General features: G+C 71.4%; 19 protein-coding genes, 2 tRNA genes and 1 riboswitch. Of the genes, 13 read left to right on the forward strand and 8 right to left on the reverse strand.

The genetic code is table 11. The annotated features are described in order from the left end of the window. Positions 1 to 707 precede the first annotated feature (707 nt). The 4 genes from ABZ893_RS35495 (at position 708) to ABZ893_RS35510 (ending at position 5,896) form a co-directional block, all read left to right on the forward strand. On the forward strand, positions 708 to 2,135 hold the full coding sequence (locus tag ABZ893_RS35495) for an MFS transporter (protein WP_361412384.1): 1,428 nt from the start codon (positions 708 to 710) through the stop codon (positions 2,133 to 2,135). Between the two features lie 170 nt (positions 2,136 to 2,305). Beyond that, entirely contained in the window at positions 2,306 to 3,544 is a 1,239-nt protein-coding gene (gene lhgO, locus ABZ893_RS35500; RefSeq protein WP_361412386.1) for an L-2-hydroxyglutarate oxidase, read from the forward strand. A gap of 94 nt (positions 3,545 to 3,638) precedes the next feature. Then, positions 3,639 to 4,469 carry a tRNA (guanosine(46)-N7)-methyltransferase TrmB gene (trmB, locus tag ABZ893_RS35505; RefSeq protein WP_361412388.1) on the forward strand — a complete coding sequence of 277 codons (831 nt, stop codon included), beginning with the start codon at positions 3,639 to 3,641 and terminating at the stop codon, positions 4,467 to 4,469. Between the two features lie 53 nt (positions 4,470 to 4,522). Continuing rightward, a complete protein-coding gene (locus tag ABZ893_RS35510; protein WP_361412390.1) occupies positions 4,523 to 5,896 on the forward strand; it encodes a PrsW family intramembrane metalloprotease in 1,374 nt (457 codons plus the stop codon). 30 nt (positions 5,897 to 5,926) lie between these two features. Here the strand turns inward: ABZ893_RS35510 and ABZ893_RS35515 are convergent, their stop codons facing one another. From ABZ893_RS35515 to ABZ893_RS35525, 3 genes are all read right to left on the reverse strand, one after another. Continuing rightward, on the reverse strand, positions 5,927 to 6,871 hold the full coding sequence (locus tag ABZ893_RS35515; protein WP_361412392.1) for an aldo/keto reductase: 945 nt from the start codon (positions 6,869 to 6,871) through the stop codon (positions 5,927 to 5,929). 152 nt (positions 6,872 to 7,023) lie between these two features. After that, on the reverse strand, positions 7,024 to 8,091 hold the full coding sequence (locus ABZ893_RS35520; RefSeq protein WP_361412394.1) for a M23 family metallopeptidase: 1,068 nt from the start codon (positions 8,089 to 8,091) through the stop codon (positions 7,024 to 7,026). 11 nt (positions 8,092 to 8,102) lie between these two features. Then, positions 8,103 to 8,248, reverse strand: a riboswitch (cyclic di-AMP (ydaO/yuaA leader). 351 nt (positions 8,249 to 8,599) lie between these two features. Continuing rightward, on the reverse strand, positions 8,600 to 9,658 hold the full coding sequence (locus ABZ893_RS35525; protein ID WP_361412396.1) for a PP2C family protein-serine/threonine phosphatase: 1,059 nt from the start codon (positions 9,656 to 9,658) through the stop codon (positions 8,600 to 8,602). A gap of 266 nt (positions 9,659 to 9,924) precedes the next feature. Between ABZ893_RS35525 and ABZ893_RS35530 the strand changes: the two genes are divergently transcribed. Both ABZ893_RS35530 and ABZ893_RS35535 read left to right on the forward strand, forming a co-directional pair. Continuing rightward, positions 9,925 to 9,998: transfer RNA gene (locus tag ABZ893_RS35530), tRNA-Met, on the forward strand. A 378-nt stretch (positions 9,999 to 10,376) separates the two neighbouring features. Further along, positions 10,377 to 12,977 carry an HAD-IC family P-type ATPase gene (locus ABZ893_RS35535; RefSeq protein WP_361412420.1) on the forward strand — a complete coding sequence of 867 codons (2,601 nt, stop codon included), beginning with the start codon at positions 10,377 to 10,379 and terminating at the stop codon, positions 12,975 to 12,977. 753 nt (positions 12,978 to 13,730) lie between these two features. On the opposite strand, the gene ABZ893_RS35540 is transcribed toward ABZ893_RS35535, so the two are convergent. Beyond that, entirely contained in the window at positions 13,731 to 14,063 is a 333-nt protein-coding gene (locus ABZ893_RS35540) for a hypothetical protein (protein WP_361412398.1), read from the reverse strand. 176 nt (positions 14,064 to 14,239) lie between these two features. Here ABZ893_RS35540 and ABZ893_RS35545 point away from each other — a divergent pair, with 176 nt between their 5' ends. From ABZ893_RS35545 to ABZ893_RS35560, 4 genes are all read left to right on the forward strand, one after another. Further along, positions 14,240 to 14,932: a YeeE/YedE thiosulfate transporter family protein gene (locus tag ABZ893_RS35545; RefSeq protein WP_361412400.1), complete on the forward strand. Its 693-nt coding sequence runs from the start codon at positions 14,240 to 14,242 to the stop codon at positions 14,930 to 14,932. Beyond that, entirely contained in the window at positions 14,932 to 15,348 is a 417-nt protein-coding gene (locus ABZ893_RS35550) for a YeeE/YedE thiosulfate transporter family protein (RefSeq protein ID WP_361412402.1), read from the forward strand. Before ABZ893_RS35545 ends, ABZ893_RS35550 begins: the two co-directional genes overlap by 1 nt. Before the next feature lie 143 nt (positions 15,349 to 15,491). Continuing rightward, entirely contained in the window at positions 15,492 to 15,908 is a 417-nt protein-coding gene (locus tag ABZ893_RS35555; RefSeq protein ID WP_361412404.1) for a BlaI/MecI/CopY family transcriptional regulator, read from the forward strand. Between the two features lie 4 nt (positions 15,909 to 15,912). Then, on the forward strand, positions 15,913 to 16,908 hold the full coding sequence (locus tag ABZ893_RS35560; protein ID WP_361412406.1) for a M56 family metallopeptidase: 996 nt from the start codon (positions 15,913 to 15,915) through the stop codon (positions 16,906 to 16,908). A gap of 62 nt (positions 16,909 to 16,970) precedes the next feature. Here ABZ893_RS35560 and ABZ893_RS35565 read toward each other — a convergent pair whose 3' ends face one another. Then, the gene (locus tag ABZ893_RS35565; protein ID WP_361412408.1) at positions 16,971 to 17,426 is read right to left on the reverse strand and encodes a TerB family tellurite resistance protein; all 456 of its coding nucleotides are present in this window, start codon (positions 17,424 to 17,426) and stop codon (positions 16,971 to 16,973) included. 274 nt (positions 17,427 to 17,700) lie between these two features. Here ABZ893_RS35565 and ABZ893_RS35570 point away from each other — a divergent pair, with 274 nt between their 5' ends. From ABZ893_RS35570 to ABZ893_RS35580, 3 genes are read left to right on the forward strand one after another with little or no spacing between them, the layout of a single operon-like run. Further along, positions 17,701 to 18,666, forward strand: a complete 966-nt coding sequence (locus tag ABZ893_RS35570; protein WP_361412410.1) for a sporulation protein — start codon at positions 17,701 to 17,703, stop codon at positions 18,664 to 18,666. Beyond that, complete coding sequence (locus ABZ893_RS35575; protein ID WP_361412412.1) at positions 18,667 to 18,903, forward strand: twin-arginine translocase TatA/TatE family subunit; 237 nt, start codon at positions 18,667 to 18,669, stop codon at positions 18,901 to 18,903. It begins immediately after the preceding gene. 15 nt (positions 18,904 to 18,918) lie between these two features. Beyond that, a complete protein-coding gene (locus ABZ893_RS35580; protein WP_361412414.1) occupies positions 18,919 to 19,620 on the forward strand; it encodes a GPP34 family phosphoprotein in 702 nt (233 codons plus the stop codon). Between the two features lie 116 nt (positions 19,621 to 19,736). Here the strand turns inward: ABZ893_RS35580 and ABZ893_RS35585 are convergent. From ABZ893_RS35585 to ABZ893_RS35595, 3 genes are all read right to left on the reverse strand, one after another. After that, positions 19,737 to 19,809 (reverse strand) — tRNA-Lys (locus tag ABZ893_RS35585). 172 nt (positions 19,810 to 19,981) lie between these two features. After that, entirely contained in the window at positions 19,982 to 21,526 is a 1,545-nt protein-coding gene (locus ABZ893_RS35590; protein WP_361412416.1) for an amino acid permease, read from the reverse strand. Positions 21,527 to 21,677: 151 nt separating this feature from the next. After that, the coding region (locus tag ABZ893_RS35595; RefSeq protein ID WP_361412418.1) for a VCBS repeat-containing protein at positions 21,678 to 24,826 on the reverse strand (3,149 nt) is incomplete at its 5' end.

The raw sequence follows: 24,826 nt of genomic DNA on the forward strand, positions 1-24,826 counted from the left end.
GAGGTCCCCGGGGGCACTCGGGGGGCGCTCCACGAAGGTCCCCAGAGGGTCATTCGGGGGCGGCGCCCCACGGACGCCCCCGGGGGTCACCCCCGCGAAGGTCCCCGGAAGGGTCACTCGGGGGCCGCCCCGCGGAGGTCCCCGAAGGGTCACTCGGGGGGCGCTCCGCGGACGTCCCCGGAGGCCACCCTGAGAGCTCCCTGAGAGCCCCCTGAGAGGCCCCCGCACCCCCGCGCTCCCACCCAAAGGCCCGCCCGGCACGCGCGCAGCGTCTCGTCGGACCGTCGAAATTCGGCCAAATCGGCCGCCGTTGGCCAGACCTGAGCACACCCCGGCGGCCACTTTGGGCAACACAGGGCAACGCTCGGTCCGGGAGGCGCGCTTCACCTCCCGGACCGGTCCGCCGCCCGCGGGGATGAAGGCGACGGTGTCCCCCAGCCCGCTGGATCCAGTACAGCGGGCCGACCCACGCACCATCCATGCAATCCCCGCCGCCACACCCGCAGAAGAGCGCACGCACGGGCGCACGGCCACACTGCCGGAGCGCACCGTGACGGCGCACCCGCCCGGCACGTACTCCCGTACGGACAATAATCCCGCCATCCGATACGACGCCTCTTAACGCTTGGGATTCGGCGAACTACGCTGGGTGTACGAATGCCGCGCGGTTATGCCAACGGCGGCAGCGTCGGCGTCGAGGGGTGGCCATGTCCAGGGAGCAACGCGGGCCGAACGAGAAACTCGGCACCGTTCTCGCCCTCGCGGGAATCAGCAACGCGGGTCTGGCGCGACGGGTCAACGACCTGGGGGCGCAGCGCGGCCTGACGCTTCGTTACGACAAGACCTCGGTGGCCCGCTGGGTCTCCAAGGGCATGGTGCCGCAGGGCGCCGCGCCGCACCTCATCGCCTCCGCCATCGGCCAGAAGCTGGGACGGCCCGTCCCGCTCCACGAGATCGGCCTGGCGGACGCCGACCCCGCGCCCGAAGTCGGCCTCGCCTTCCCGCGCGACGTGGGCGCGGCGGTGAAATCGGCGACGGAGCTGTACCGCCTCGACCTCGCGGGCCGCCGCACGGGCGGCGGCATCTGGCAGTCCCTGGCCGGATCCTTCGCGGTGAGCGCGTACGCGACGCCCGCCTCCCGCTGGCTGATAACGCCGGCCGACTCGTCGGTCGCGCGCGAGGCCCACACCCCGGAGGGCGGCGGGGACAACGCGCCGCAGAAGGTCGGCCACAGCGACGTACAGAAGCTGCGCGAGGCCGCCCAGGACGCGCGGCGCTGGGACTCCAAGTACGGGGGCGGCGACTGGCGTTCGTCGATGGTCCCCGAGTGCCTGCGCGTCGAGGCCGCCCCGCTGCTGCTGGGCGCGTACTCGGACGACGTGGGGCGCGCCCTCTTCGGGGCGAGTGCCGAACTGACGCGCCTGGCCGGGTGGATGGCGTTCGACACGGGCCAGCAGGAGGCGGCGCAGCGGTACTACATCCAGGCGCTGCGCCTCGCGCGCGCGGCGGCCGACGTGCCCCTGGGGGGATACGTTCTGGCCTCCATGTCGCTCCAGGCGACGTACCGCGGCTTCGGGGACGAGGGCGTGGATCTCGCGCAGGCCGCCCTGGAGCGCAACCGGGGGCTCGCCACCGCGCGGACCATGAGCTTCTTCCGGCTCGTCGAGGCACGCGCGCACGCGCGCGCCGGTGACGCGCAGGCCGCGGGTGCCTCGCTGCGGGCGGCGGAGGGCTGGCTGGAGCGGGCGCGCGACGGCGACAACGACCCGTCGTGGCTCGGCTTCTACTCGTACGACCGCTTCGCCGCCGACGCCGCCGAGTGCTACCGCGACCTGAAGGCGCCCCGCCAGGTGCGGCGCTTCACGGAGCAGGCGCTGTCGCGGCCGACGGAGGAGTTCGTGCGCTCGCACGGGTTACGGCTCGTGGTGTCGGCGGTCGCCGAGCTGGAGTCGGGGAACCTGGACGCGGCGTGCGAGCAGGGCACGCGCGCGCTGGAGGTGGCGGGCCGGATCTCGTCGGCCAGGACCACCGAGTACGTGAAGGACCTGCTGCACCGCCTCGAACCGTACGGGGACGAGCCCCGGGTCGCCGAGCTGCGGGAGCGGGCCCGGCCCCTCCTGATGGCTCCGGCCTGATCCTGACGGCACCGGCCTGATCTTGATGGCACCGGCTGCAAACACCGGCCGGCAACCCTGGCTGACGGCATCGGTGTGAAACACCCCTGCGGAAGACCGGCCACCGCCCTGGTTTGAACGCGTTGTCAGTGGCGCAGTGCAGTATCGGGGGCGGGAGGTGAGGCGCGGTGATGACGAGCGGGCAGGGCGCGTACGGCGGGCATGGGGGATATGACTGCGACGTGCTGGTGATCGGGGGCGGGATCGTCGGCCTGGCGACGGCGTACGCGCTCACGCGCGCGGTGCCGGGCATCCGCGTGACGGTCCTGGAGAAGGAGTGGCGGCCGGCCGGACACCAGACGGGGCGCAACAGCGGGGTCATCCACAGCGGCGTGTACTACCGCCCCGGCTCCCTCAAGGCGCGGTACGCGGTCGAGGGCGCGGCCGAGATGGTCAAGTTCTGCGCGGAGTACGGCATAGATCACGCGGTCACCGGCAAGCTGATCGTCGCCACCGAGCGCGACGAACTGCCCCGCCTGCACGCCCTGGTCCAGCGCGGCCGGGAGAACGGGATTCCGGTACGGGAGCTGGGCCCCGCCCAGATCGGCGAGTACGAGCCATATGTGCGCGGGCTCGCCGCGATCCACGTCGGCACGACGGGCATCGCCGACTACGCGGCCGTGGCCCGCCAGCTCGCCCGGTCCTCCGGCGCGGACATCCGGTACGGCTCCGAGGTCGTCCGTATAGACCGCCGCCCGGACCGAGGCGTCGCCGTGCTCACGGCCTCCGGGGACATCGTCAGAGGGCGCGTCCTGGTCAACTGCGCGGGGCTGCACTGCGACCGGATCGCCGAGCTCGCGGGCGACGACCCCGGGATGCGGATCGTGCCCTTCAGGGGCGAGTACTTCGAGCTGGCCCGCCCCGAGCTGGTGCGCGGCCTGGTCTACCCGGTGCCCGATCCGGCGTTCCCGTTCCTCGGCGTCCACCTCACGCGCGGCATCGACAAGGGCGTCCACGTCGGCCCGAACGCGGTGCCCGCGCTCGCCCGCGAGGGCTACGACTGGTCGACGGTCAGCCCGCGCGAGCTCGGCGCCACGCTGGCCTGGCCCGGCTCCTGGCGGATCGCACGACGGCACTGGCGGTACGGGGCGGGGGAGCTGCGCCGGTCGGTGTCCCGGAGCGCGTTCACGTCGGCGGTGCGGCGGCTGCTGCCCGCGGTGACGGCGGACGACCTGGTGCCGGCGCCGGCGGGTGTCCGGGCCCAGGCGGTCCTGCGGGACGGGACCCTCGTGGACGACTTCCTGATCCGCGAGGCGCCGCGCACGGTGCACGTACTGAACGCCCCGTCCCCGGCGGCGACGGCCTCGCTCCCGATCGGCCGCGAGGTCGCCCGCCGAGCGCTGGCCGCGCTGGACGAGGCCGGACGCTGAGCGGGCCGACCTGGCCGGCCGTCTGACAGCCCTGAAAGCGGTATGAAAGCGGTCTGAAAAGCGCCTCACCCCGACCGTCTAAAATCGCCTCACTGTGTCTGAGTCACCCCGTACCCCCGAAGCCCACACGCCCGAGGCCGCCGTCCCCGCGCGCGCCAAGGGGGAGCCGCGGTTCCCCGACGGGCCCGCGCCGGACCCGGCCGGGTCGCACTTCGAGCGGCGCATCCGCAGCTTCCAGCCGCGCCGCAGCCGCGTCACCACCAGCCAGAGCGACGCCCTGCAGCGGCTGTGGCCCAAGTGGGGTCTCGACATCGACGGCCAGCGCGTCCTCGACCTCGACGAGATGTTCGAGGGCCGCGAGCGCGTCGTCCTGGAGATCGGCTTCGGCATGGGCGAGGCGACGGCGCAGATGGCCGCCGACGACCCCGACACCGGCATCCTCGCGGTCGACGTCCACACCCCGGGCCAGGGCAACCTCCTCGGCCTCGCCGAGCGCAACGGCCTGACGAACGTCCGCGTGGCCAACGGCGACGCGATCATCCTGCTCCGCGAGATGCTCCGCCCGGCCTCCCTCGACGGGCTGCGCGTCTACTTCCCCGACCCCTGGCCGAAGAAGCGCCACCACAAGCGGCGCCTGATCCAGCCGGAGTTCCTCAGCCTCGCCGCGGTCCCCCTCAAGCCGGGCGCCCTGGTCCACTGCGCGACCGACTGGGAGGACTACGCCGAGCAGATGCTCGAAGTCCTGACCGAGCACCCGGACTACGTGAACACGCAGGCGGACGGCGGGTACGCGCCCCGGCCCGAGTTCCGCCCCCTCACCCGCTTCGAGGGCCAGGGCCTGGACAAGGGCCACGCCGTCCACGACCTGCTTTTCCACCGCGCGGAAACAGCAACCGAAACAGCCACGGCCCCCGTTCAGGACTGACGCCTCACCGAGACCCCGTCGCGGCCAGGCCTATCCCTCGTTAGGGTCAACGCGTGGCCACCTATCCCTCGTATCCGTCGAATGCGTTTCCGAGTGCGCCGTCCGGAGCCGTCGCTCCGGGGCCCGGCACGCTGCGGCATCCGCGGTGGTGGCAGCGGAAGGCCGTGCACGCGTGGGCGCTCGTCTCGCTCCTCACACTCTCCGGCCTCGTGATCCTCGCCCTCGTCCGGGAACAGACCGGCACCGAGGGGTTCATCGTCGGGCTCTGCCTCGCCGTGCTCCCCGTGCCGCTCCTGATATCCGCGTTCCGCTGGCTGGACCGGGTCGCGCCGGGGCCATGGCGGAACCTGCTGTTCTCGTTCGCCTGGGGAGCCTGCGCCGCCGCGCTCATCGCGATCGTCGCGAACAGCTTCGCGACCCACTGGATCGCCACCAACACGGCCGACCCCTCGCACGCCGACACCCTCGGCGCGACGGTCATAGCGCCCATCGTGGAGGAGTCCGCGAAGGCCTGCGCCGTCCTGCTGATCTTCCTGTTCAGACGGCGTGACTTCACCGGGATCGTCGACGGCGTGGTGATCGCCGGCGTCACCGCCACCGGCTTCGCGTTCACCGAGAACATCCTCTACCTGGGCAACGCCTTCGGCACCGACCAGCTCAGTGGGGACACCGGCATCGCCTCGGTGACCGCCGCGACGTTCTTCGTCCGCGTCGTCATGTCGCCGTTCGCGCACCCCTTGTTCACGGTGCTCACCGGCATCGGCTTCGGCCTCGCGGCGGCCGCCGCACCCGGCCGCGGGCGCCTGCGCCGCGTACTCCTGCCGCTCACCGGGCTGCTGCTCGCGATGGGGATGCACGCGGCCTGGAACAGCTCGTCGGTGTTCGGCCCCTACGGGTTCTTCGCGGTGTACGCGCTGTTCATGATGCCCGTGTTCGCGCTGCTCACCTGGCTCGCGATCTGGACCCGCCAGCGCGAACTGCGCACGATCCGCACCGAGCTGCCCGCGTACGTGGCGGCCGGCTGGCTCGGCCCCGCCGAGCCGTACGCCCTCGGCTCGATGCGGGCGCGCCGCCTGGCCCGCGAGTTCGCGCAGCACCACGGCGGCAAGGCGACGGCGAAGGCGGTCGCCCAGTACGAGGAGTACGCGACGTCCCTCGCGCTCCTGCGCCACCGCGGGCGACGCGGCAAGGCCGGCGCGGACTACGTCGTACGGGAACGCGAGCTGCTCGACGAGCTGTGGGCGCGCCGCCACGCGGCCCGCCCCGCCCTCGCGTACGCGGCCCGCGCCACGGCACCGGTATGGGTGCCGCCGCTGTACGCGGGGCCGGCGGCCCCGTTCCCCGCGCACAACACGACGGCATACAACGCGACGGCGCGCACCACGACGGCGTACGACCCGTCCGCGTACAACCCGTACCGCTACTGAACCGCTACTGAGAAATCAGCTGCCGACGGATCAGGCCGACGCCTCGGTCAGCTTCGTCAGGTCCGCGTCCGTCAGCTGGAGGTCGGCCACGGCCACGAGCGCCGGGAGCTGCTCCACGACGCGCGCGGAGGCGATCGGCGCGGCCACCGTCGGACGGGACGCGAGCCACGCGAGGGCGACCGTCGCGACCTCGGCACCGTGCTCCTGCGCCACCTCGTCGAGGGCCTTGAGGACGCGCTGGCCGCGCTCGCTCTCCAGGTGCTTGAACGCACCCTCGGCGCGCACGCTGTCGACCTGGGCGCCCGGACGGTACTTGCCCGTCAGGAAGCCCGACTCCAGGGCGTAGTACGGGACGGCGGCGAGACCGCCGCGCGAAGCGACCTCCTCGAGAGCGCCCTCGTAGGTGTCACGGGAGACGAGGTTGTAGTGCGGCTGGAGCGCGACGTAGCGGGCGAGGCCCTCGCGGTCGGAGAAGTCCAGGGACTCCTGGAGGCGCTCCGGGCTCACGTTCGACGCGGCGATGGCGCGCACCTTGCCGGCCTTCACCAGCTCGTCGAGGGCGGTGATGATCTCCTCGACCGGCACGGACGGGTCGTCGAAGTGCGTGTAGTAGAGGTCGATGTAGTCGGTGCCGAGTCGGCTCAGCGACGCCTCGGCGGCGGCCTTGATGTTGCCCGCGGACAGGCCGGGGTATTCGGGGTGGCCGCCGACCTTGGTCGCGACGACGACGTCGGAGCGGTTGCCGCGCGCGGCCAGCCACTTGCCGAGGACGGTCTCGGACTCGCCGCCCTTGTTGCCGGGGATCCAGGACGAGTACATGTCGGCCGAGTCGACGAAGTTGCCGCCGGCGGCGACGTACGCGTCGAGAACGGCGAAGGACTGGGCCTCGTCGGCGGTCCAGCCGAAGACGTTGCCGCCGAGGGCGAGCGGGAAGACCTCGAGGTCGGACGAGCCAAGCTTGCGAAGGGAAGTCATGTCATGTCACAACACGTCTTCGGAGGGAGTTATTCCGATCCGAAAGTCAAAAGTCCGGGGAATGCCCGACGGCGGCCCTGACGTCGGGGGGATGTCGTCAGGGCCGCCGGGATCGGGGGCGGGGGTGGTGCCGGTCCGGGTGGATCAGGGCGTCAGGGAGTAAGGCCCAGGTTGCGCAGCCACGGCGCCGGGTCGACCCCGGTCGGGTTGCCGCCCGGGTGGACCTCCAGGTGGAGGTGCGGCCCGGTCACGTTGCCCGTGGCGCCCACGCGGCCGATGACGTCGCCGGTGGTCACCTTCTGACCGGCGCTGACGTTGAGCGAGGACTGGTGGCAGTACCAGAGCTCGGTGCCGTCCGGCAGCTCCAGGACGGTGCGGTAGCCGTACGCGCCCGCCCAGCCGGCCTCCTTGACGACACCGCCGTGGATCGCCTTCAGCGGCGTACCCGTGGGAGCGGCGAAGTCGAGGCCCGTGTGGTACCCGGAGGACCACATCGAACCGGGCTGACCGAACGTGCCGGTGATCGTGTACGAGGCGACCGGCAGCGTGTAGCTCTTGGCGAGCTTGGCGAGGCGCTCGGCCTCGGCCTTCTTCTTCGCGGCCTCCTCGGCCGCCTTCTTCGCGGCGGCGACCTTGGCGTCGGCCTTGGCCTGCGCGGCGTCCTGCGTCTTGGTCGCTTCCGCGGCGGCCTGCTTCGCGGCGGCCTCCTCGGCGGCGGTGGCCTCGGCGTGGGCGGCCTGGTCCTGCTGCTGCTCGGCCTGCTGGAGGATGCGGCTGCGCAGCGCCTCACCGGCGTCGGTCGCGCCCTGCTGGGCGTCGGCGGTGGTGATACCGGCCGTGGTCAGCGGCGCGGCGTTCGTCGCCGTACCCGAGTCGTCGGTGCTGTCGTCCGATATCAGCGAGCCCACGCCGGGCAGCGACTTGGCCTCGGGCAGCGCGTCCTTGACGGCCGAGAGGTCGGGCATCGAGATGTGGACCGGGGGCTTGCCGCCCTGCGCGGTGGCGATGCCGCCCGCACCGACGGCCGCGATGACGCCGACACCGAGAACGGTGGAGCTGCGGGCGAGTCCGCCGCGCTGCTTGGCGACGCGGTGCCGGCCGCGCACGGGCCGGACGGACTCCTCTGTGGGGTTCCACTCCTCCCAGGGCTGCTCGTCCGCGTATCCGAACTCGTCGTTCGGGGCATGGGAGAACTCTGGGGCAGGCCGGTTGGACGCCACGGGGGCGCACTCCTTTCCTTCCTTCTCGCCTACCGGGTTAGCTGACGGGTTCGGAGCAGGAAGGTCTCCTACCGACGTCCCTCGTGGGGAAGGACGTCCGATTCACCCCAAGTTGGTGGTTCCCCGGCTCCCTTGCGGGATTAGGCGCGTGCGCACGGAGCCGTCTCTTGTGACGGCTGGGACGACCGCGCTGCGTTATCGAACGTTAATAGACTCGGGGGTCCGATTCCAAGCCGTTCCGACTGATCGTTAACGCCTTTGGCCTGGACTTATCGGGGCACGAGCGGGCGCAATCGGGCGAGTTGACCGCCAGTCGGAACGACACGTTCTTCTGACGGTGTGTCAAACGTTATGCGCAGCGAGGCCGTTCAGCTACGGAATGTGATGAAGGCCATCACTACGGCTTCACGTTCGCTTCACGGCGGCCTCACTCACGGAAGCCGCCGACGCGAAGGGACCATCCACGGCCGCCGGACGACTGCTTCACGTGCTTCACGGCCGCCGGACTTCACGGCCTCCGGACCGCCAACAGCGCCATGTCGTCCGTCGTCCCTCCCCCCGTGTGCCGGCGGACCTCCGCCGTGAGCGTCGCGAGGAGCGGGTCGGGCCCGGAGAACATCCGCCCGGCGAGCCGGCCCGCCGGGTCGTAGAACTCCCCCTCCGCGTCGCGCGCCTCCGAGAGCCCGTCGGTGTACAGCAGCAAAGTCGCCCCGCACGGGAACTCCGCCTCCGACGCCCGGTCCGGCCACGCGCCCAGATCCCCCATCCCGAGCGGCAGCGCCGGCTCCGGCGACGACAGCACCCGCAGCGCGCCGTCCCCGCCGAGCAGCAGCGGCTCGGGGTGACCGCGATTGACGATCCGCACGACGCCGTCACCGTGCGGGATCTCCGCGAGTACGGCCGTCGTGAACCCCTCGTACTCGTCGAGCCCCTCGCGCCGCGTCCCCTCCCGCGCGAGCGCCCGCTCCAGACGCTGCGCGACCGCCTCCAGGGTCGCCTCCTGCTCGGCGGCCTCCCGGAACGCCCCGATGACGACGGCCACGGCCGCCACCGCGCCCATGCCCTTCCCCCGCACGTCACCCACGACGAGCCGCACCCCGTGCGGGGTGTCCTGGACCGCGTACAGGTCACCCCCGATGAAGGCCCCCGCCTGCGCGGCCTCATAACGCGCCGCGATCTGGAGTCCGGCGATACGGGCCTCGGGTTCGGGCAGGACGGCGTGCTGCGCCGCCTCGGCGATCCGGCGTACGGACATCAGCTGCTCGGAGCCGCGGCGCACGACGCGGTTGATGACGACGGCGAGGACGCAGACCGTGACGACGGTGACGAGTTCGGTGACGGACTCGGTGGTGTAGCTGCGGCTGTATCTGAGATGCACCCCGAGCACGACGGCGATCGTCGCGATGCCGGTCAGGAGCGTGCCGCGCGGCGAGAAGAACGGGGCCGCGATCAGCGGCGCGGCGGTGAACAGCGGCACTCCGGTGAACCGTGACGGCGTCATGTAGTCGTAGACCGCCCCCACGGCGATGAGCAGCCACGGCAGCACGCGGACGAAGGACCGGGCCATGGACAGGCTCTGCCCTGCCTCGCGTCTGTGTCCGCCGCGCTGTCCTGCTCGCTGCCCCACCCGATCGCCTCCCGGCACCGTCCGCGTCGGTCCCCCGCACCGGCGCGCCCCGGGGCGCCCCACACCAGCGTTCCCCCGGGCCCGGCGGCGGGCGACCCGGTGCGCCCGACCGGGTGAAACGCGCCTCCGGAGAGCCCGGCCCACCAGGGGCGCGGGCCGCCGATTCGCGTTCCGTCCCCGCAATGGCGTAGAGTCAGGTTCACCGACGCGGGGTGGAGCAGCTCGGTAGCTCGCTGGGCTCATAACCCAGAGGTCGCAGGTTCAAATCCTGTCCCCGCTACTCAAGGCCGAAGGCCCGGAAGCATTCGCTTCCGGGCCTTCGGTGTATCCGGACATCCGGAGTGCGAACTCTTGCCAGGGCGTCGACGAATTCTCCGCCCCTAGACTGAATCGCGGCCGGCCTGTTGTGCCGACTCCGGCGAGCGGGACCCGCCGAATCGGGAAGGCCGCCTCAGCGGACTCCGTACCGGGAAGCTCCGTACGGGGAGGATTCCGTACCGGGAAGGCTCCGTGCCGGGAAGACTCCCTACCGGAGATGACGACGAACCGGAGAAGCCCACGGTGACGACACCCGAGAACCGCTGACGGCGCCCGCGTGACCGACACCGCCCCGGACCCCGCTTCGGACCTCACTCCGGACACGCCCGCCGTCGTCCCGGTGGCACCGCCCGTCGCCGCCCCGCCCACCGGACGTACGACGCTCCAGCACCTCCGTTCCCTCGGCAGCGGCCCTCGCGGGCTCACCGAGGCGGAGGCGGAGCGACGGCTCGTCCGGTACGGGGAGAACGTCCCGCCGGGCACGCGCCGCCTGTCGTGGCCGCGCCTCGCCGCGCGCAGCCTGCGTGACCCGTTCACCGGTGTCCTGCTGTGCCTCGGGCTGGTCTCGGCGGCGGTCGCGGCGTGGGGCACCGCCTGCGTGATCCTCGTCCTGGTCAGCGTCAGCTGCGGGCTGCGGTCGGCGGGCGAGCGCCGCGCGGACACCGCCATGGCGGGCCTGCGGGACCTGGTGGCGACGACGGCGACCGTGCTGCGCCGGGCCGACGACGCGTCCGGCCCGCCCGGCGAACGTGAGATCCCGGTCAGTCAGCTGGTGCCCGGGGACGTGGTGCGGCTGGGGCCCGGCGACCTGGTCCCGGCCGACGTACGTCTTCTGCGGGCGCAGGGGCTGAGCGTGCAGCAGGCGGCGCTCACCGGGGAGTCCGTGCCGGTCGAGAAGTACGCCGTGGATCTGCCGGAGGTCGGCGAGTCGGCGCATCTGTGCTTCCAGGGCGCGAGTGTGGCGTCCGGGAGCGCGAGTGCGGTGGTGCTCGCGACGGGGGCGGACACCCGGTTCGCCGCCGCCCACAACACGGCCGGGGCGCGGCTCACGGCGAGCGCGTTCGACCGTTCCGTGCACGGCATCTCCTGGACCCTGATCCGGTTCATGCTCCTGACGCCGCCGCTGGTTCTGATGGCGAGCGCGGCGCTGCGCGGGCGCGGCCTGGAGACGCTGCCGTTCGCGGTGGCGGTGGCCGTCGGGCTCACGCCGGAGATGCTGCCGGTGATCGTCACGACGGCGCTGGCGCGCGGCTCGGCGCTGCTGGCCCGTACCCACGGGGTGATCGTCAAGCGGCTCCCCGCGCTGCACGACATCGGCGCCGTCGACATCCTCTGCGTGGACAAGACGGGCACGCTCACGCAGGACCGCCCGGCCGTCGAACCGTCCCGCACCGACCCGGAGGCGCTGCACTGGGCGGCCGTCTCCGCGTGGTGGACGCTCCAGCTGGCCGACCTGCCGGCACCGGACGCGCTGGACGAGGCCGTCATCACGGAGGATCCGGCAGCCTGTGACGAGTACGACGGCATCACGGCCCTCCCCTTCGACCCCGTACGCCGCCTGGCCACGGCCGTCGTACGCCGCCCCGGCGCACTCGGCACGGTCACGCTCGCCGTGAAGGGGGCGGTGGAGAACGTCCTGGAGCGGTGCGCACTGGACGACGCGGAGCGCGCGAGCCTGCTCGACAAGGCCGCGGCGATGTCCGCCGACGGGCTGCGGCTCCTGGCCGTGGCGACCGCGGAACGCCCCGCCCGCCAGCGCCCGTACGGCCCGGCCGACGAGCGGGGCCTCACCTTCACCGGCTTCGTCGCCTTCACCGACGCCCTCGTACCGACGGCGGCACAGGCCCTGCGCGACCTCGGCGAACGCGGCGTCACCGTCAAGGTCATCACCGGCGACCACCCCGGCACGGCGGCCCGCGCCCTGCGCGACCTGGGCCTCGACCCCGGCGACGTACGTACGGCGGACTCCCTCGACACGGTCACCGACGCGGAGCTGGCCCAACTCGCCCGCCGGACCACGGTCTTCGCCCGCTGCACCCCCGCCGACAAGGCCCGCATCGTGACCGCGCTGCGGGCCGACGGCGAAACGACGGTCGGCTACCTCGGCGACGGGGTGAACGACCTTCCCGCGCTACGGGCCGCCGACGTGGGGATCTGCCCGAGGGACGCGGTTCCGGTGGCGCGCGAGACGGCGGACATCATCCTCACGGAGGCGCGCCGGTCGGACGCCGCCGCGGGCGTCGCCATGAACGCCCCGCCCGCAGAGACCCTGCCCGCGAACGCCCCGCCCGCGAAGGACCTGACCGCGATCGGTCACGCGATCACCGCCGGTCGCCACAGCAGCGGCAACATCGCCACCTACCTGCGCGTGACGCTCTCCTCGAACCTGGGCAACGTCATCGCGATGCTCTCCGCGGGCCTGCTGCTGCCGTTCCTGCCGATGCTCCCGGCCCAGGTCCTCGCCCAGAACCTGTGCTTCGACGCGGCGCAGCTCTCGTTCGCGTTCGACCGCCCGGCGGCCTCCGTGCTGCGCAGGCCCACGACGCTGCGCCCCCGCGACTTCCTGCGCTTCATCACGGGCTTCGGCGTCCTCAACGCCGCCGCGGACCTGGCGACCTTCGGCGCGCTTGCCCTGGCCCTGCACTCCGGCACGGGCCCGCACGAAGCGGCGTTCCACTCGGGCTGGTTCACGGAGAACCTGCTGACGCAGGGCCTGGTCATGCTGCTGCTCCGCACCGGCCGCACCCACACCCCGGGCCCGGTCCGCTGGGCGGTCGCGGCCCTGGCCGTCGTAGGCCTCGCGCTCCCCCTGACCCCGGCGGCCCACCTCCTGGGCATGACCCCCCTGCCTCTCCTCTACTACGCACTCCTCGCAGGAGTCCTCACGCTGTACGCAATCGCTCTGACAGCGGTGAAGAGGAGATACGCGCGGGAGGGCTGACGGCCTGCGGCATTCCGGATGAATTCATCAGACAGCGCTTGGTCAGGCCGCTCGGACAATCAACTCATGCCGGGCTTTTTATCCAGCCGAGAAGCCGGGCCCACCGGCCGCCGCTCCGGGCAGCCGTCGCCGCGTGCGCCGCGTGCGCCCGCCCGCGTCCCGCCGGCTCCTCACACATGCACCGCCGGTCCGCAGGCACACCCCTCAGCACTTGCTCCACATGCATACCGCAGCCCTCATAGGTCAGCTTCCGGCACGACCGGCAGATAGCACGCTGGCACATCATTCCCCCTACGGCTCTTCGTTCGAAATCCACGATATTCACAGCACCAACACAAGAAACTCCAGCATTTGCACCTTTATAACTGGCTTGCGCCGTCACGGGCCGTGATCACGTGGTCGAATCGTGACTCAATCGACCTCATTAAGGGCTGCAAATGTCGGGACATAAGGGATAGGCCCCGTATATCCGTCGCGGAGAGTATCTCACCAAGTGAAACCAAGTGGCCTGATTGGAAAATTCCCTGAATTTGCTCAGGACGTCGAAACAATGGTTGCATCACGCCCGGTCGCGGTACGGGGGTACAGCGCCTTACTGTCACTGCCCTTCACCGCATTGCTTTCCAGGCCGTCGACCGGGCTGGCAAGGGCAGGAATCGAGAACGGCAACCGCCCCCTCCTGAGCGGGCGGTGCGCCGGTCAGAAGGGAGCAACGTGGGTTGCTCGCACGCCGCAGATTGCCCCCTTTTCCCTTTACTCAGGGCGAGCTTGCAGGGCTGGCGCGTGTACTACTGCGACAGCGATGACCGCTGGCTCGGCTGTGCGCGCTACCAGACGGCGCTCACCGGTGAGCGCGTGCCGATCAACCTGCTGCCCAACGGTGCCCGCGCACGCCACCTCGAACCGTCGGGCGAGGCGGAGCCGTCCGGGTCCGGTGCCACCGACCCGGCTGCGGCCTCCCAACAGCACCAGCAGTCCCAGCCGTTCCAGCCTTTCCAGCAGCAGCGCCAAGAGCCCCAGCAGCAGTTCCAGCAGCACCCGCAATTCCAGCAGCACCAACAGTCCCAGCAGCAGTTTCAGCAGCACCCTCAGTTCCAGCAGCCCCAGCCGCCACGGCCCGCTCCCGGGGCACCGGAGGCCACGCCCCCGTTCGGATCGGCAACAACGCCCCGACCCGGCCGGCATGAGCGACCGTCACCGCCCCCGAAGGCGTCCGGTATCAGCCTCTGGGCTCGGCTCGCCGCTTGGATGAAAGGACCCGCATGAGCGCCTACTGGCCCTGGTGGGCGGGCGCGATAGGGCTCGCCCTGGTCACCGTCGTCCACACCCTGATCACCGACCGGTCCCTCGGGGTGTCGTCCGCGTGGGACCGCGTGCTGCACTGGCGCCGCGAACGCCAACTGGAGCAGGCGGAGGAGGAGTTCGCCGACGATCACGCGCTGGCCGAGGCACTCGCCGCGGCCACGGCGGAGCACTTCGGCACCGGCGCACCCTCGCCCCTGCCGCACAATCCCGAGGCTCCGCACGCTCCGTACTCTCCGCACGCTCCGTACTCTCCGTACGAGACGTCTCAGCCGCCCGTCGCCGAACCTGCGGCCGGTGAGCGTCCCTCGGTCACGAGCCAGCGCCCGGCGCCCCTGGTCACCCAGGCCGCCCTGCTGGTGTCGATCTTCGTCGGCGGCTTGATCGCCGCGCTCGTCACCGGGCGGTTCAAGCTCCGCCTCGACATGGGCCCGGGCTTCCGGGACGTGGTCACCGCCAACCCGGTCGCGATGGTCGTCCTGCTGTTCGTGGGAGGCGTGCTGGTCGGCTTCGGCACCCGGCTGGCCGGCGGGTGCAGCTCCGGCCACGGGCTCAGCGGCTGCGGCCGGCTGCGCCCCGTCAGCATGGTCGCGACCGCCGTGTTCTTCGGCACCGCCTCCGCGGTGTCGTTCCTCCTGTGGAAGGTGATCTGATGCGTACCCGGGGCGCGATCCTGCTGGCCAACGTCGTCACCGGACTGGCCCTCGGTTTCACCGTCACCTGCATCGGCTTCGGCGACTACGCCGAGCTGAACCGCATGTTCACCTTCCAGGACCTGCGGATGTTCTTCTCCTTCGCGGGCGCGGTCGGGCTCATCGTGTGCGCGTTCGCCCTGTTGCGGGTGCGCCGCACGCCGGGGCGCATCCACGCCGGCGTGATCCCCGGCGCGGTGCTGTTCGGCACCGGCTGGGCGATCTCCGGCGGCTGCCCCGCGATCCCGATCATCCAGCTCGCCGGCGGATACCTGCCGGCCCTGGTCACCATCGTCGGCGTCATCGTCGGCATCCGGCTGTGCCGCTGGGCCAACGCCCGTTACTTCCACCTGGACCGCGGCTCCTGCGGGCTGTGACCTCCCCGGTGACGGGATTCCCTGTTCGGCCGGGTGAGGTTCCCCGGGCCGAACAGGGATGCCCCGGCCGAGCAGGGATGCCCCGGCCGAGCAGGGATGATGGACGGGCCCGTAGACCCGACCTCAGTGCCGAGGAGGAGCCCGTGACGGACTCACGCCACACGCCCCGACGACGCGCCCAGGGCGAGCTGGAGGCACAGGTCCTCGCCGCTCTGCGCACCGCCGACGCCCCGGTCAGCGCGGGGTGGGTGCGCGACCGGGTGAGCGGCGACCTCGCGTACACCACCGTGCTGACGATCCTGGCCCGGCTGCACGCCAAGGACGCGGTCACCCGGCGGCGGGAGGGCCGCTCGTTCGTCTGGACGCCGGTGGCCGACGAGGCCGGGCTCGCCGCGTTCAAGATGCGCAAGGTCCTGGATTCCGGGCCGGACCGGGAGGCGGTCCTGGCCAGCTTCGTCACCGCGCTGCCCGAGAGCGACGAGCAGCTGCTGCGGGACCTCCTCCGGGGCGCGGGCCCGGACGCGGACGAGGATGCCGACGGCGAGAAGGGCACGGACTGAGCCCGTGGGCGTCTTCGTCTTCCTGCCCCTGGTGCTGCCGCTGACGGCCTGGCCGGTGGCCAGGCTCGCCACGCACCGCCTTCATCCGCGCACGGCGACGCGCCTCCTCACCTGGGTGGCCGCCGTGATGGCGGCCTGCAGCACCGTCTGCCTGTGCCTCCTGATGGTCGTCGGCACCGCGCAGCTGCCGGGCAATCCGCTGCCGGACGGCTGGTCGGACCCCGAGGTGCGCGCCGTCGTTCCCCGGGACGAGATCGTGGGCAAGGCAGCCATCCCGGCGCTGATCGCCGTGGTCTCCGCCGCCGCCCACACCCTGTGGCGCCACTTCTCGCTACGCCGCCGCGCCCACGCGTCGCTCGCCCGCCTGCGCGGGACCCAGGTCGCCGTACTGCCCGACCCGGAGCCGTACGCCTACGCGCTGCCCGGCGGCGGACGGGGCCGCATCGTCGTCAGCACTGCGCTGCTGGCCCGGCTCACCTCTCCGGAACGGCGGGCCCTGTTCGCCCACGAGCGGACGCACCTGACGGCCCGGCACCACCGCCACCTGCTGACGGTCCGCCTGGCCGCACGCGTCAACCCCTTTCTACGGCCGCTGAGTTCGGCCGTGGCCTACACGGCCGAGCGATGGGCGGACGAGGAGGCGGCGACCCAGGTGGGCGACCGCAGGGCGGTGGCCCGAGCGATCGGCAAGGCGGCGCTTCCGCCTGACGGAGCGAACGGGTCGAATGAGTCGAACGGGCAACGCGGGTCGAACGGGCAGCGTGGGCCGGGCGAGCCGGTCTTCGCGGCTTTCGCGGGCCTCGCCGCCCCCGGCCCGCTGCCCCGCCGAGTCGCCGCGCTGCTCGCCCCGCCGCCCGCCGCACCGGGCCGCCTCAGGTCGTTCACGGCGGTGGGGCTCGCCACGTGGACGGCGGGAGCGGGCACGGCGGCCTCCGCGATGTCCTCCGCCAGCTCCGCGCTCACGCTGGCGACGACGCTCCAGGCGGCTACGTCCCTCTGACGCCGAAGGGGCGGCGGACGAGAGTGTCCACCGCCGCTGAGCGCGAGCCGTCGGACTGGCTCTCAGAGATCGAACTCGTGCGGAGCCAGCCCCAGCATCAGACACGCCTCCCGCACAACCCCCCGCTCCGTCTGGTCGAAGTCACCGTCGGCGCCGCCGATGACGATGCCGATCTGGATGACGGCGCGCGCCTCGGCCTCCTTCTTCTTCGCCTTGGCGACCTCCTGCAACACGCTGACCTTGCCGAAGTCGAAGTCCGCGGTGAGCTTGTCCAGGTTGTCGTCGAACCGGCGCTGGAGGTCGGCGGCCGGGAAGTTCTGCAGCACCTCGTTCGAGGCGATCAGCTGTGCGACGCGGCGCCGCTCCGACGGGTCGATGGTGCCGTCGGCGGCGGCCACCAGGGCGCACATCGCCATCGACGCGTCGCGGAACGCCCCGGACTTCAGGTCGTTCTTCTTCGCCACCAGCTGCGTCTGCATCGTCGACGCGGATTCCTTGATGCGGTCCCACAGGGCCACGCGTGCTCCTCCGGTTGAGGCTTCTTGCCGAGCCGTAACTACTACAGCAATGTAGAAACTAACGGCCGTACGCGAAAAGTTCCGGAGCACCGGAAAACTCCCGCCTACCCTCCCCCTGTTGTCCGAAAACGAACCGCCCCAGCACACAAGCCACAGGCCACACCCCCGACCCCTCTATGCTTCTACGCGCTTGTAGAACCCGCTACGAACCCCCTACGAACCCGCTACGAACCCGCTACGAACCTCCTACGCACACAAGGGAGTCAACGCCTCGATGGTGTTCAAACGACTGCTCGGCTCACTCGGCGTGGGCGGCCCCACCGTCGACACCGTTCTCGCCCCCGGCGCCGCCGCGCCAGGCGGCACCCTGTCCGGCCAGGTCCATCTCAAGGGCGGCAGCGGCGACTTCGACATCGAACACATCACCCTGGAGCTCGTCGCCCGCGTCGAGGCCGAGCACGAGGGAGGCGAGAGTCACGGCGCCGTGGCGTTCGACCGGTTCGTGGTCGGCGGCGGCTTCCGGCTGGTCGCGGGCGCCGAGCACCACGTGCCGTTCGCGGTGACCCTCCCCTGGGAGACGCCGCTGACCGAGCTGTACGGCCGCCGGCTCGGCATCGCCCTCGGCGTACGCACCGAACTCGCGGTCGCGGGCGCGCGGGACAAGGGCGACCTCGACCAGCTCGCCGTCGGCCCCCTGCCCGTACAGGCGGCGGTCCTGGAGGCCTTCGGGCAGCTCGGCTTCGGCTTCAGGTCGGCCGACCTGGAGCTGGGACACATCGGAGGCACCGGCCAGCGGCTCCCCTTCTACCAGGAGATCGAGCTGACGCCGGCGCCGCAGTACGCCCACGCGGTGAACGAGATCGAGGTGACCTTCCTCGCGACGCCGGCCGGCATGGAGGTGATCCTGGAGGCGGACAAGCGCGGCGGCCTCTTCACGAGCGGCCACGACGCGCTCACCCACTTCACCGTCACCCACGACGACGCCCACCGCCCGGACTGGAATGCGGTGGTCGACGGCTGGGTACGGCAGTTGGTCGAACACCACACGTCGTACGGGCATGAGTACGGCGGGGGCTACGAGGAGGGACACGGACATAGCTCGGGGCCGGGCATGGGCACGATGGTCGCCGCAGGCGCGGCCGGACTGGCCGTCGGCGTGGTGGGCGGCATGGTCGCGGCCGAAGTCGTGGACGAAGTAGGCGACTTCTTCGAAGATGAGGACGAGGGCGAGGACGACTGAATGTTCGGGATCAGCGAAATAGGCATCATCCTGCTCGTGGTGATCGCAGTCCTCTGCACGAAGAAACTCCCCGAACTGGTCCGCAGCGCGGGCAAGTCGGCCCGCATCCTCAAGGCCGAAGCGCGGGCCATGAAGACCGAGGACACCCCGGCCGACACCCCCGGCACCCCACGCGTGATCCAGGGCGAAACGGTCACCCCTCCCCCGCCGCCTCCGGGACAGAACCCCAGAACGTAGACGGATTGGACACCGATGGAACTCCCCACGCAAACCCCGGAAACCCCGGAAACCCCCACCACACTGGGCGAGCAGCTCCTACTCCTCTCCCTGGATGACGAGTCCGGCACCGCGAGCCAGCCGGCGAAGGTGGCCCTGGCGATCTCCGCGGCGTCGCTGGTGGAATTCGCGCTGGCCGGCCGGATCGACATGACCGACGACAAGGTCACCGTCGTCGACCCGACACCGCTGGGCGAGCCCGCCCTCGACGCCGCGCTCACCGAAATCGCCGCCAGGGAGAAGCCGCGCAAGACCAAGGAGTGGATCCAGCAGCTGAAGTACGACGCGGTGGCCGGGGCGAACGCGGGCCTGCTCGAGAAGGGGCTGGTCCGGAAGGAGAAGAAGAAGGTGCTCGGCCTCTTCCCCGTGACCCGTTATCCGGAGGCCGACGGCTCGGTGGAGGCGGCGGTACGCCAACGCCTCGACGCGGTCGTCCTCCGGGGCGCGACGCCGGACGAGCGCACGGCGAGCCTGGTGGCCCTGCTCCACGGCGCGAAACTGCTCCGCCTGGCCTTCCCCGACGCCGACGCGCGCCAGGTCGAGGCGACGATGGAGTCGATCTCACAGGGCCAGTGGTCCGCGGCAGCGGTACGCCAGGCCGTGAAGGCCGCGGAGGCCGCACTGGTGGCACTGATGGCGGTGACGGCAGCGACGTCAGCGGCCATCGCGAGCAGCTGAAACCAGGACGGCGAAGCGACGCCACCTCCCGCCCCGACAAAACAGCGCCCGAGCCGACCGAAGCCGACCCGGGCGCTGCCCGGCAGGTCAGAGGGGCACCCCCCGCCTGCTTCCCGTAGACCCTGTGGGACTCGAACCCACAACCAATGGATTAAAAGTCCACTGCTCTGCCAATTGAGCTAAGGGTCCACACGCCGGACCGCGCCGACGCATCCCTGAGCATAGCCCGCCGCGGCCGGGAGGCCGATCGGGTATCGGCCTCCCGGCCTGTCGGACCTCACACAACCGGCCAACCGCACGTCACACAGCCACCGGCACGAACCTCGCGAACGTCACACACCCACCCTCACCAGAGCCCGCTTTACGGATCCACCGGTTCCACCGCTCCCACCCTCCCCGCCTCACGCGCCCGCGTCCGCGCGTGGTCAGGGTTCAGGAACCAGTGCCGGGCGGACGCCACCCACCACACGCCCGCGAAGCCGAGAACGACAAGCACCGCGACCGGCGCGTAGTTGAAGGTCTCCCACGTCACCGGCGAGACCTGCGGCAGCATGAACAGGACCGTGATGATGCCGACCCACACCACCGCCACGATCCCGATCGGCCGCGACCACCTGCCCAGATGCCAGGGCCCACGCTCGAAGGCGTCGCCCTTGCGCACCCGCAGCAGCGTCGGGACGACGTACGCGATGTAGAGGCCGATGACGGCGATCGAGGTCACGGCCGCGTACGCGGTGACGTTGATCAGATACGGCAGCCCGAGCACGAGCGCGCCGAGCGCTGCCAGCCACACCGCCGCGACGGGCGTACGGGTGCGTGGGCTGACGGTGTGCCAGACGTGCGAGTACGGCAGCGCGCCGTCGCGTGAAAAGGCGTAGATCATGCGGCTGTTGGCGGTGACGGAGGCCATGCCGCAGAACAGCTGCGCGCCGATGACGACGAGCAGCAGCAGCTTCCCGGCGGTCGCGCCGAGCGCGTCGAGGAGGATCTGCGCGGGCGGCGCCCCGGTCGGCGAGTCGAGGGCACCCTGGTACGACTGGATCGCGAACGTGAAACCGAGCAGCAGCACGAACCCGGCGATCCACGACGTCCAGATGGACCGCACGATGCCCTTCGGCCCGGCCGTGGAGGCGTCGTGGGTCTCCTCGGTCATGTGCGCGGAGGCGTCGTAGCCGGTGAAGGTGTACTGGGCCATGAGCAGGCCGATCAGCACGACGTACAGGCCGCTGCCCCACCCCGTGTTGTTCACGAACTTCGTGAAGACGAACGACACCGACTGATGGCTGTCCGGCGCGAAGGCGAGCGCGCCGACGATGACGGCGACGCCGATGACGTGCCACCAGACGCTGACGTTGTTGAGCAGGCCGACGATGCGCACGCCGAACGTGTTGAGCAGGCCGTGCAGGATCAGGATCGCCGTGAACAGCAGGATCGTCCGCCCCGGCGTCACTTCGAAGCCGAACTGCAGGTTCAGGTACGCGCCGAGGAAGGACGCGGCGCCGAAGTCGATGCCGGCGGTCACCGCGACCTGCCCGAGGACGTTGAACCACCCCGTGAACCACGCCCACGCGGCGGCCGACCTCGGCGGCGCGAGCCGGTGCGCCCAGAAGTACAGGCCCGCGGACGTCGGATACGCCGAACAGATCTCCGCCATCGCAAGGCCGACGAACAGCGTCATCAGTCCGACCCCGACCCACCCCCAGGTGATCAGGGCGGGACCGCCGGTGTTCATGCCGAACAGATACAGCGTCAGACACCCGGAGAGCACCGAGATGATCGTGAAGGAGACCGCGTAGTTGGAGAACGCCGACATCTGACGGGCGAGGACCTGCGTGTACCCGAGTTGCGCGAGGCGCTCCTCATCGGAAGCTGGCGGCGACGGCTGCGCCGCTGGGTCACTTGTCATGCCCCCAGCGTTTCCCGCCCAACGCCCGTGCCATGCACGGGCGTTGGGCAAATCATCCCCGTAGCGGAACCGGCCTGGAAGCCGGGACCACCGGAGACGGAAACGTCTCGGGACCACCGGAGACGGAAACGTCAGACCCGAGACGGAAACGTCAGAAGAGACCCTTGTACGACTGCCAGCCGGAGGCGATCTTCACCCGCGGACCGAAGGACCCGTTCCCCTTGCCGTCGTTGCGGTACAGGTTCCCGGAACCGTCCCGCTCGACCAGGTCGCTGCGGCCGTCACCCGTGATGTCCCCGACGCCCACGATCGCGTTGTACGAGGCGCCCCAGGCGGAGAACACCTTGACCCGGTCCTTCAGCGTCCCGTTCCCCGCGCCGTCGTAGCGGTACAGGGTGCCGTCCTTGTGCCGGGCCAGCACGTCACCGATCCCGTCCCCGTTCAGATCACCGGCACCGACGATCTTCGTGTACGTCGTCCAGGCGGACCGGATCTTCTTCCCGGCCGCCAGCGTGCCGTCGCTCTTGGCGGCGAAGAGATAGATGTCCCCGGTGGACGCCTTGCGGGCGAGCAGATCGGCCCGCCTGTCACCGGTCAGATCACCGGGCGAGGTGAGGACGTTGTACGCGCTCCACCCGGTGCCCAGCTTGGTGTAGGCCGCCGAGGTGGTCAGCGGGTCACCGCACTTCGGCTTGTAGCCGCGTAGGGAGCCGTCCTTCATCCGGACCAGGACGTCGTTGCAGCCGTCCTTGTTCAGATCGCCGAACGGCACCGCCGTGACCGACGTGGTCCAGCCGCCTCCCGAGGCCTTCCCCGCGAACGCGCCCTTGCCGTCACCCTGCTGGAACGTCAGCGTCCCGGAGGAGTTGAGCGTGAGCAGGTCGGCGACGCCGTCCGGGCCGCGCCCCTCACCGCCGGTGTGGTCATGACGCACCGCTCCCGCGCTCCGCAGCGCGACGGACCCGCGGACCTGCAGCGGCGCGCCAACTCCGTCCGCCGGGTCGACGGAGAGCGTCCAGTCGTACGAGCCGTTCGGGAGGAACGCGTCGCCGGAGCCCTTTTCGTCGTCGCCGTGCCAGCCGACGACGAGCTTCCCGCGCGCGGGCCCGCCGTCCTCCGTGTCCACGACCTTGCCGGTCGCCTTGCTCCGCACGGTCAGCAGCCACTTCGCCGAGGGCTTCGACAGGAGCACCTCGGTCAGGGTCTGGGGCGTCACGTCGAAAGTGGTGGCATCGACGTACTTGGCGTTCTCGGCGGGCGCGAGCAGGCTCAGCGGCTGCGTGGGCACGCCGGACGGCACGAGATGGACGCGCTCCTCGGCATCCACGTAGGCGGCGTTCGAGCCCGCGGTGTCCACGGTCCAGCGCACATCACGCTGCGAGACGCCGGTGTCCGGCAGCTTCCCGATGACACGCCCGGCGGCCGTACCGCCGGTCACCGTCGTCAGCGTCAGCTCTCCGGCCTGCTTGTCGTGCGTGACCACGAAGCCGTCACCCAGCTCCGCCTCGCCCGAGGGAACGGGCACGGACTTCCCGGCCGTACGGTCGTAGACCCCGGCCTTTCCGTCGGCGCCGCAGTTCCAGTACAGCCAGCGGCCGACGGCCTGCAGTTCGTCGGGCACGCACGGAGCGTCGACGGTGAGGCTCTGCACGTTCTTCTTCGCCGACAGGTCGTACCCCGTGACGCTGCCCGGGGTGGTGCCCGCGGTCCACAACAGGTCGCCCGACAGAGCGGCGGCGCCGGCCGGCCGGGTCACGGACGGGGTCCCGGAGTTGCCCAACTGGTAGACGTAACTCTGAGACGCAGCCGTGTAGACCACGTACTTGCCGGACACGGAGGTGATGCGGCCGCCTGCCGGGACGGAGCGACTGAAGTAACTGGTGCCGGTGGGGCCCTGGACTCTGAGCAGGTCGTACCCGGTCGACTGCGTGTCCCGCTCCAGCCAGGCGATCCTGCCGTCGGCCGTGCCGTGGACCTCCGAGCAGCCCGCGTCCTTGGCCGGGCAGTCGGCCATCACCGCGGATACGCCCGTGAAATCGCTGCGTGCGCCGAACTCGGGCGTTCCCGCCGTCGCGACCTCGCGCAGATAACCGCTCCTGATGTCCCTGTTGTTGCCGGTGTCGGCGACGACGAGCCTGCCCTGCTCCAGGGACAGCCCCTGGATCGGTACGGGCGGCTTGGGAAGCGGCTTGACCGTCGTCACGACGGGCTTGCCGTCGGCTTCGGTGACACGCTGGATGCCGCGCTCGCCTCCCGTGGGAGTGCCGATGAAGAGGGCGGCGCCACCGGGCGCGACGGACACGTCCGGATCCGACACGCCGATCGTCACCGAGGCTCCACCCGCGATGGGTTTGGCCAGCACGGCCGTACCGGCGCTGGGGCGGTGCACCAGCCAGTCACCGACCACCGCGAGACCAGCGGCGGGATTCGCACCGGTGCCGCTCGCCAGGACGACCTCGGTCGGGGCCGCCGTCAGGTCCGAACGGGGCACCACAAGGACCTTGGAGCTGTTGAGGCTGTACAGGGCGACGTGGTCGGGCGAGACCTTCGCGTACGCGTAGCCGGAGGGGAGCGCCCCGGTCCAGCTCTGTGCCCGCCCGGTCTCCCTGTCCACGGCGACGATGCGGTCGGTGTCGCCCAGCTTGGCCTGGAAGAAGATGCTCGTGCTGTCCGCGCCCCGCGAAAATCCGAGCGACATGCCCTCGGGCAGCCCGTCGACCGTCACGTCATTCGTGGTTCCGTCGGGCCCAGGGGTCAGCAGATGCATGACCCGGCTCGTCGTCCCGTCGGCGGCGGCGACGTTGCGGAACGCGATGCCCGTGTCACCGTAGAAGTTCAACAGCCCTTGCCCTTGCGGAACTTGCAAGGTGCGGGAGGTCCCGTCGACCGCGTTCCACAGGTCGACCCGGCCGTCGCTGCCGCGGTACGCGAGGATGTCGCTCCCGGTGCCACTGGGGAGAACGCCGCTGATGGACGGTGCCGCGACGGTCGTACCGTCCGAGTAGCGGGTCCAGACCATCGTGGTGCGACCCTCGAGCCGGTGGAAGACACCCTGTGCCCCGGCACCGTCCGCGCCCGTCTGGGTGTCCGCGCTCGCGAGGGACGCCGCCGTATACGCGTTGCGCAGGGTAGCCGGGACCACCGTCTCCTGTGGCGCGTCCGCCGCCGAGGCCGACGGGAGCAGCGGGCTCAGCCCCGCCGCGGCGGCCGGCCGCGGGGCCGCCGCGCGGCCGCCGCGCCACCCCCCGCCGCGGGCCACCCCGCCCGCCACGCAGGGCGAGGACCGCGCGGGGGACACCG

The sequence above is a fragment of the Streptomyces sp. NPDC046821 genome, from assembly GCF_040645335.1.
Classification (GTDB): Bacteria; Actinomycetota; Actinomycetes; order Streptomycetales; family Streptomycetaceae; genus Streptomyces.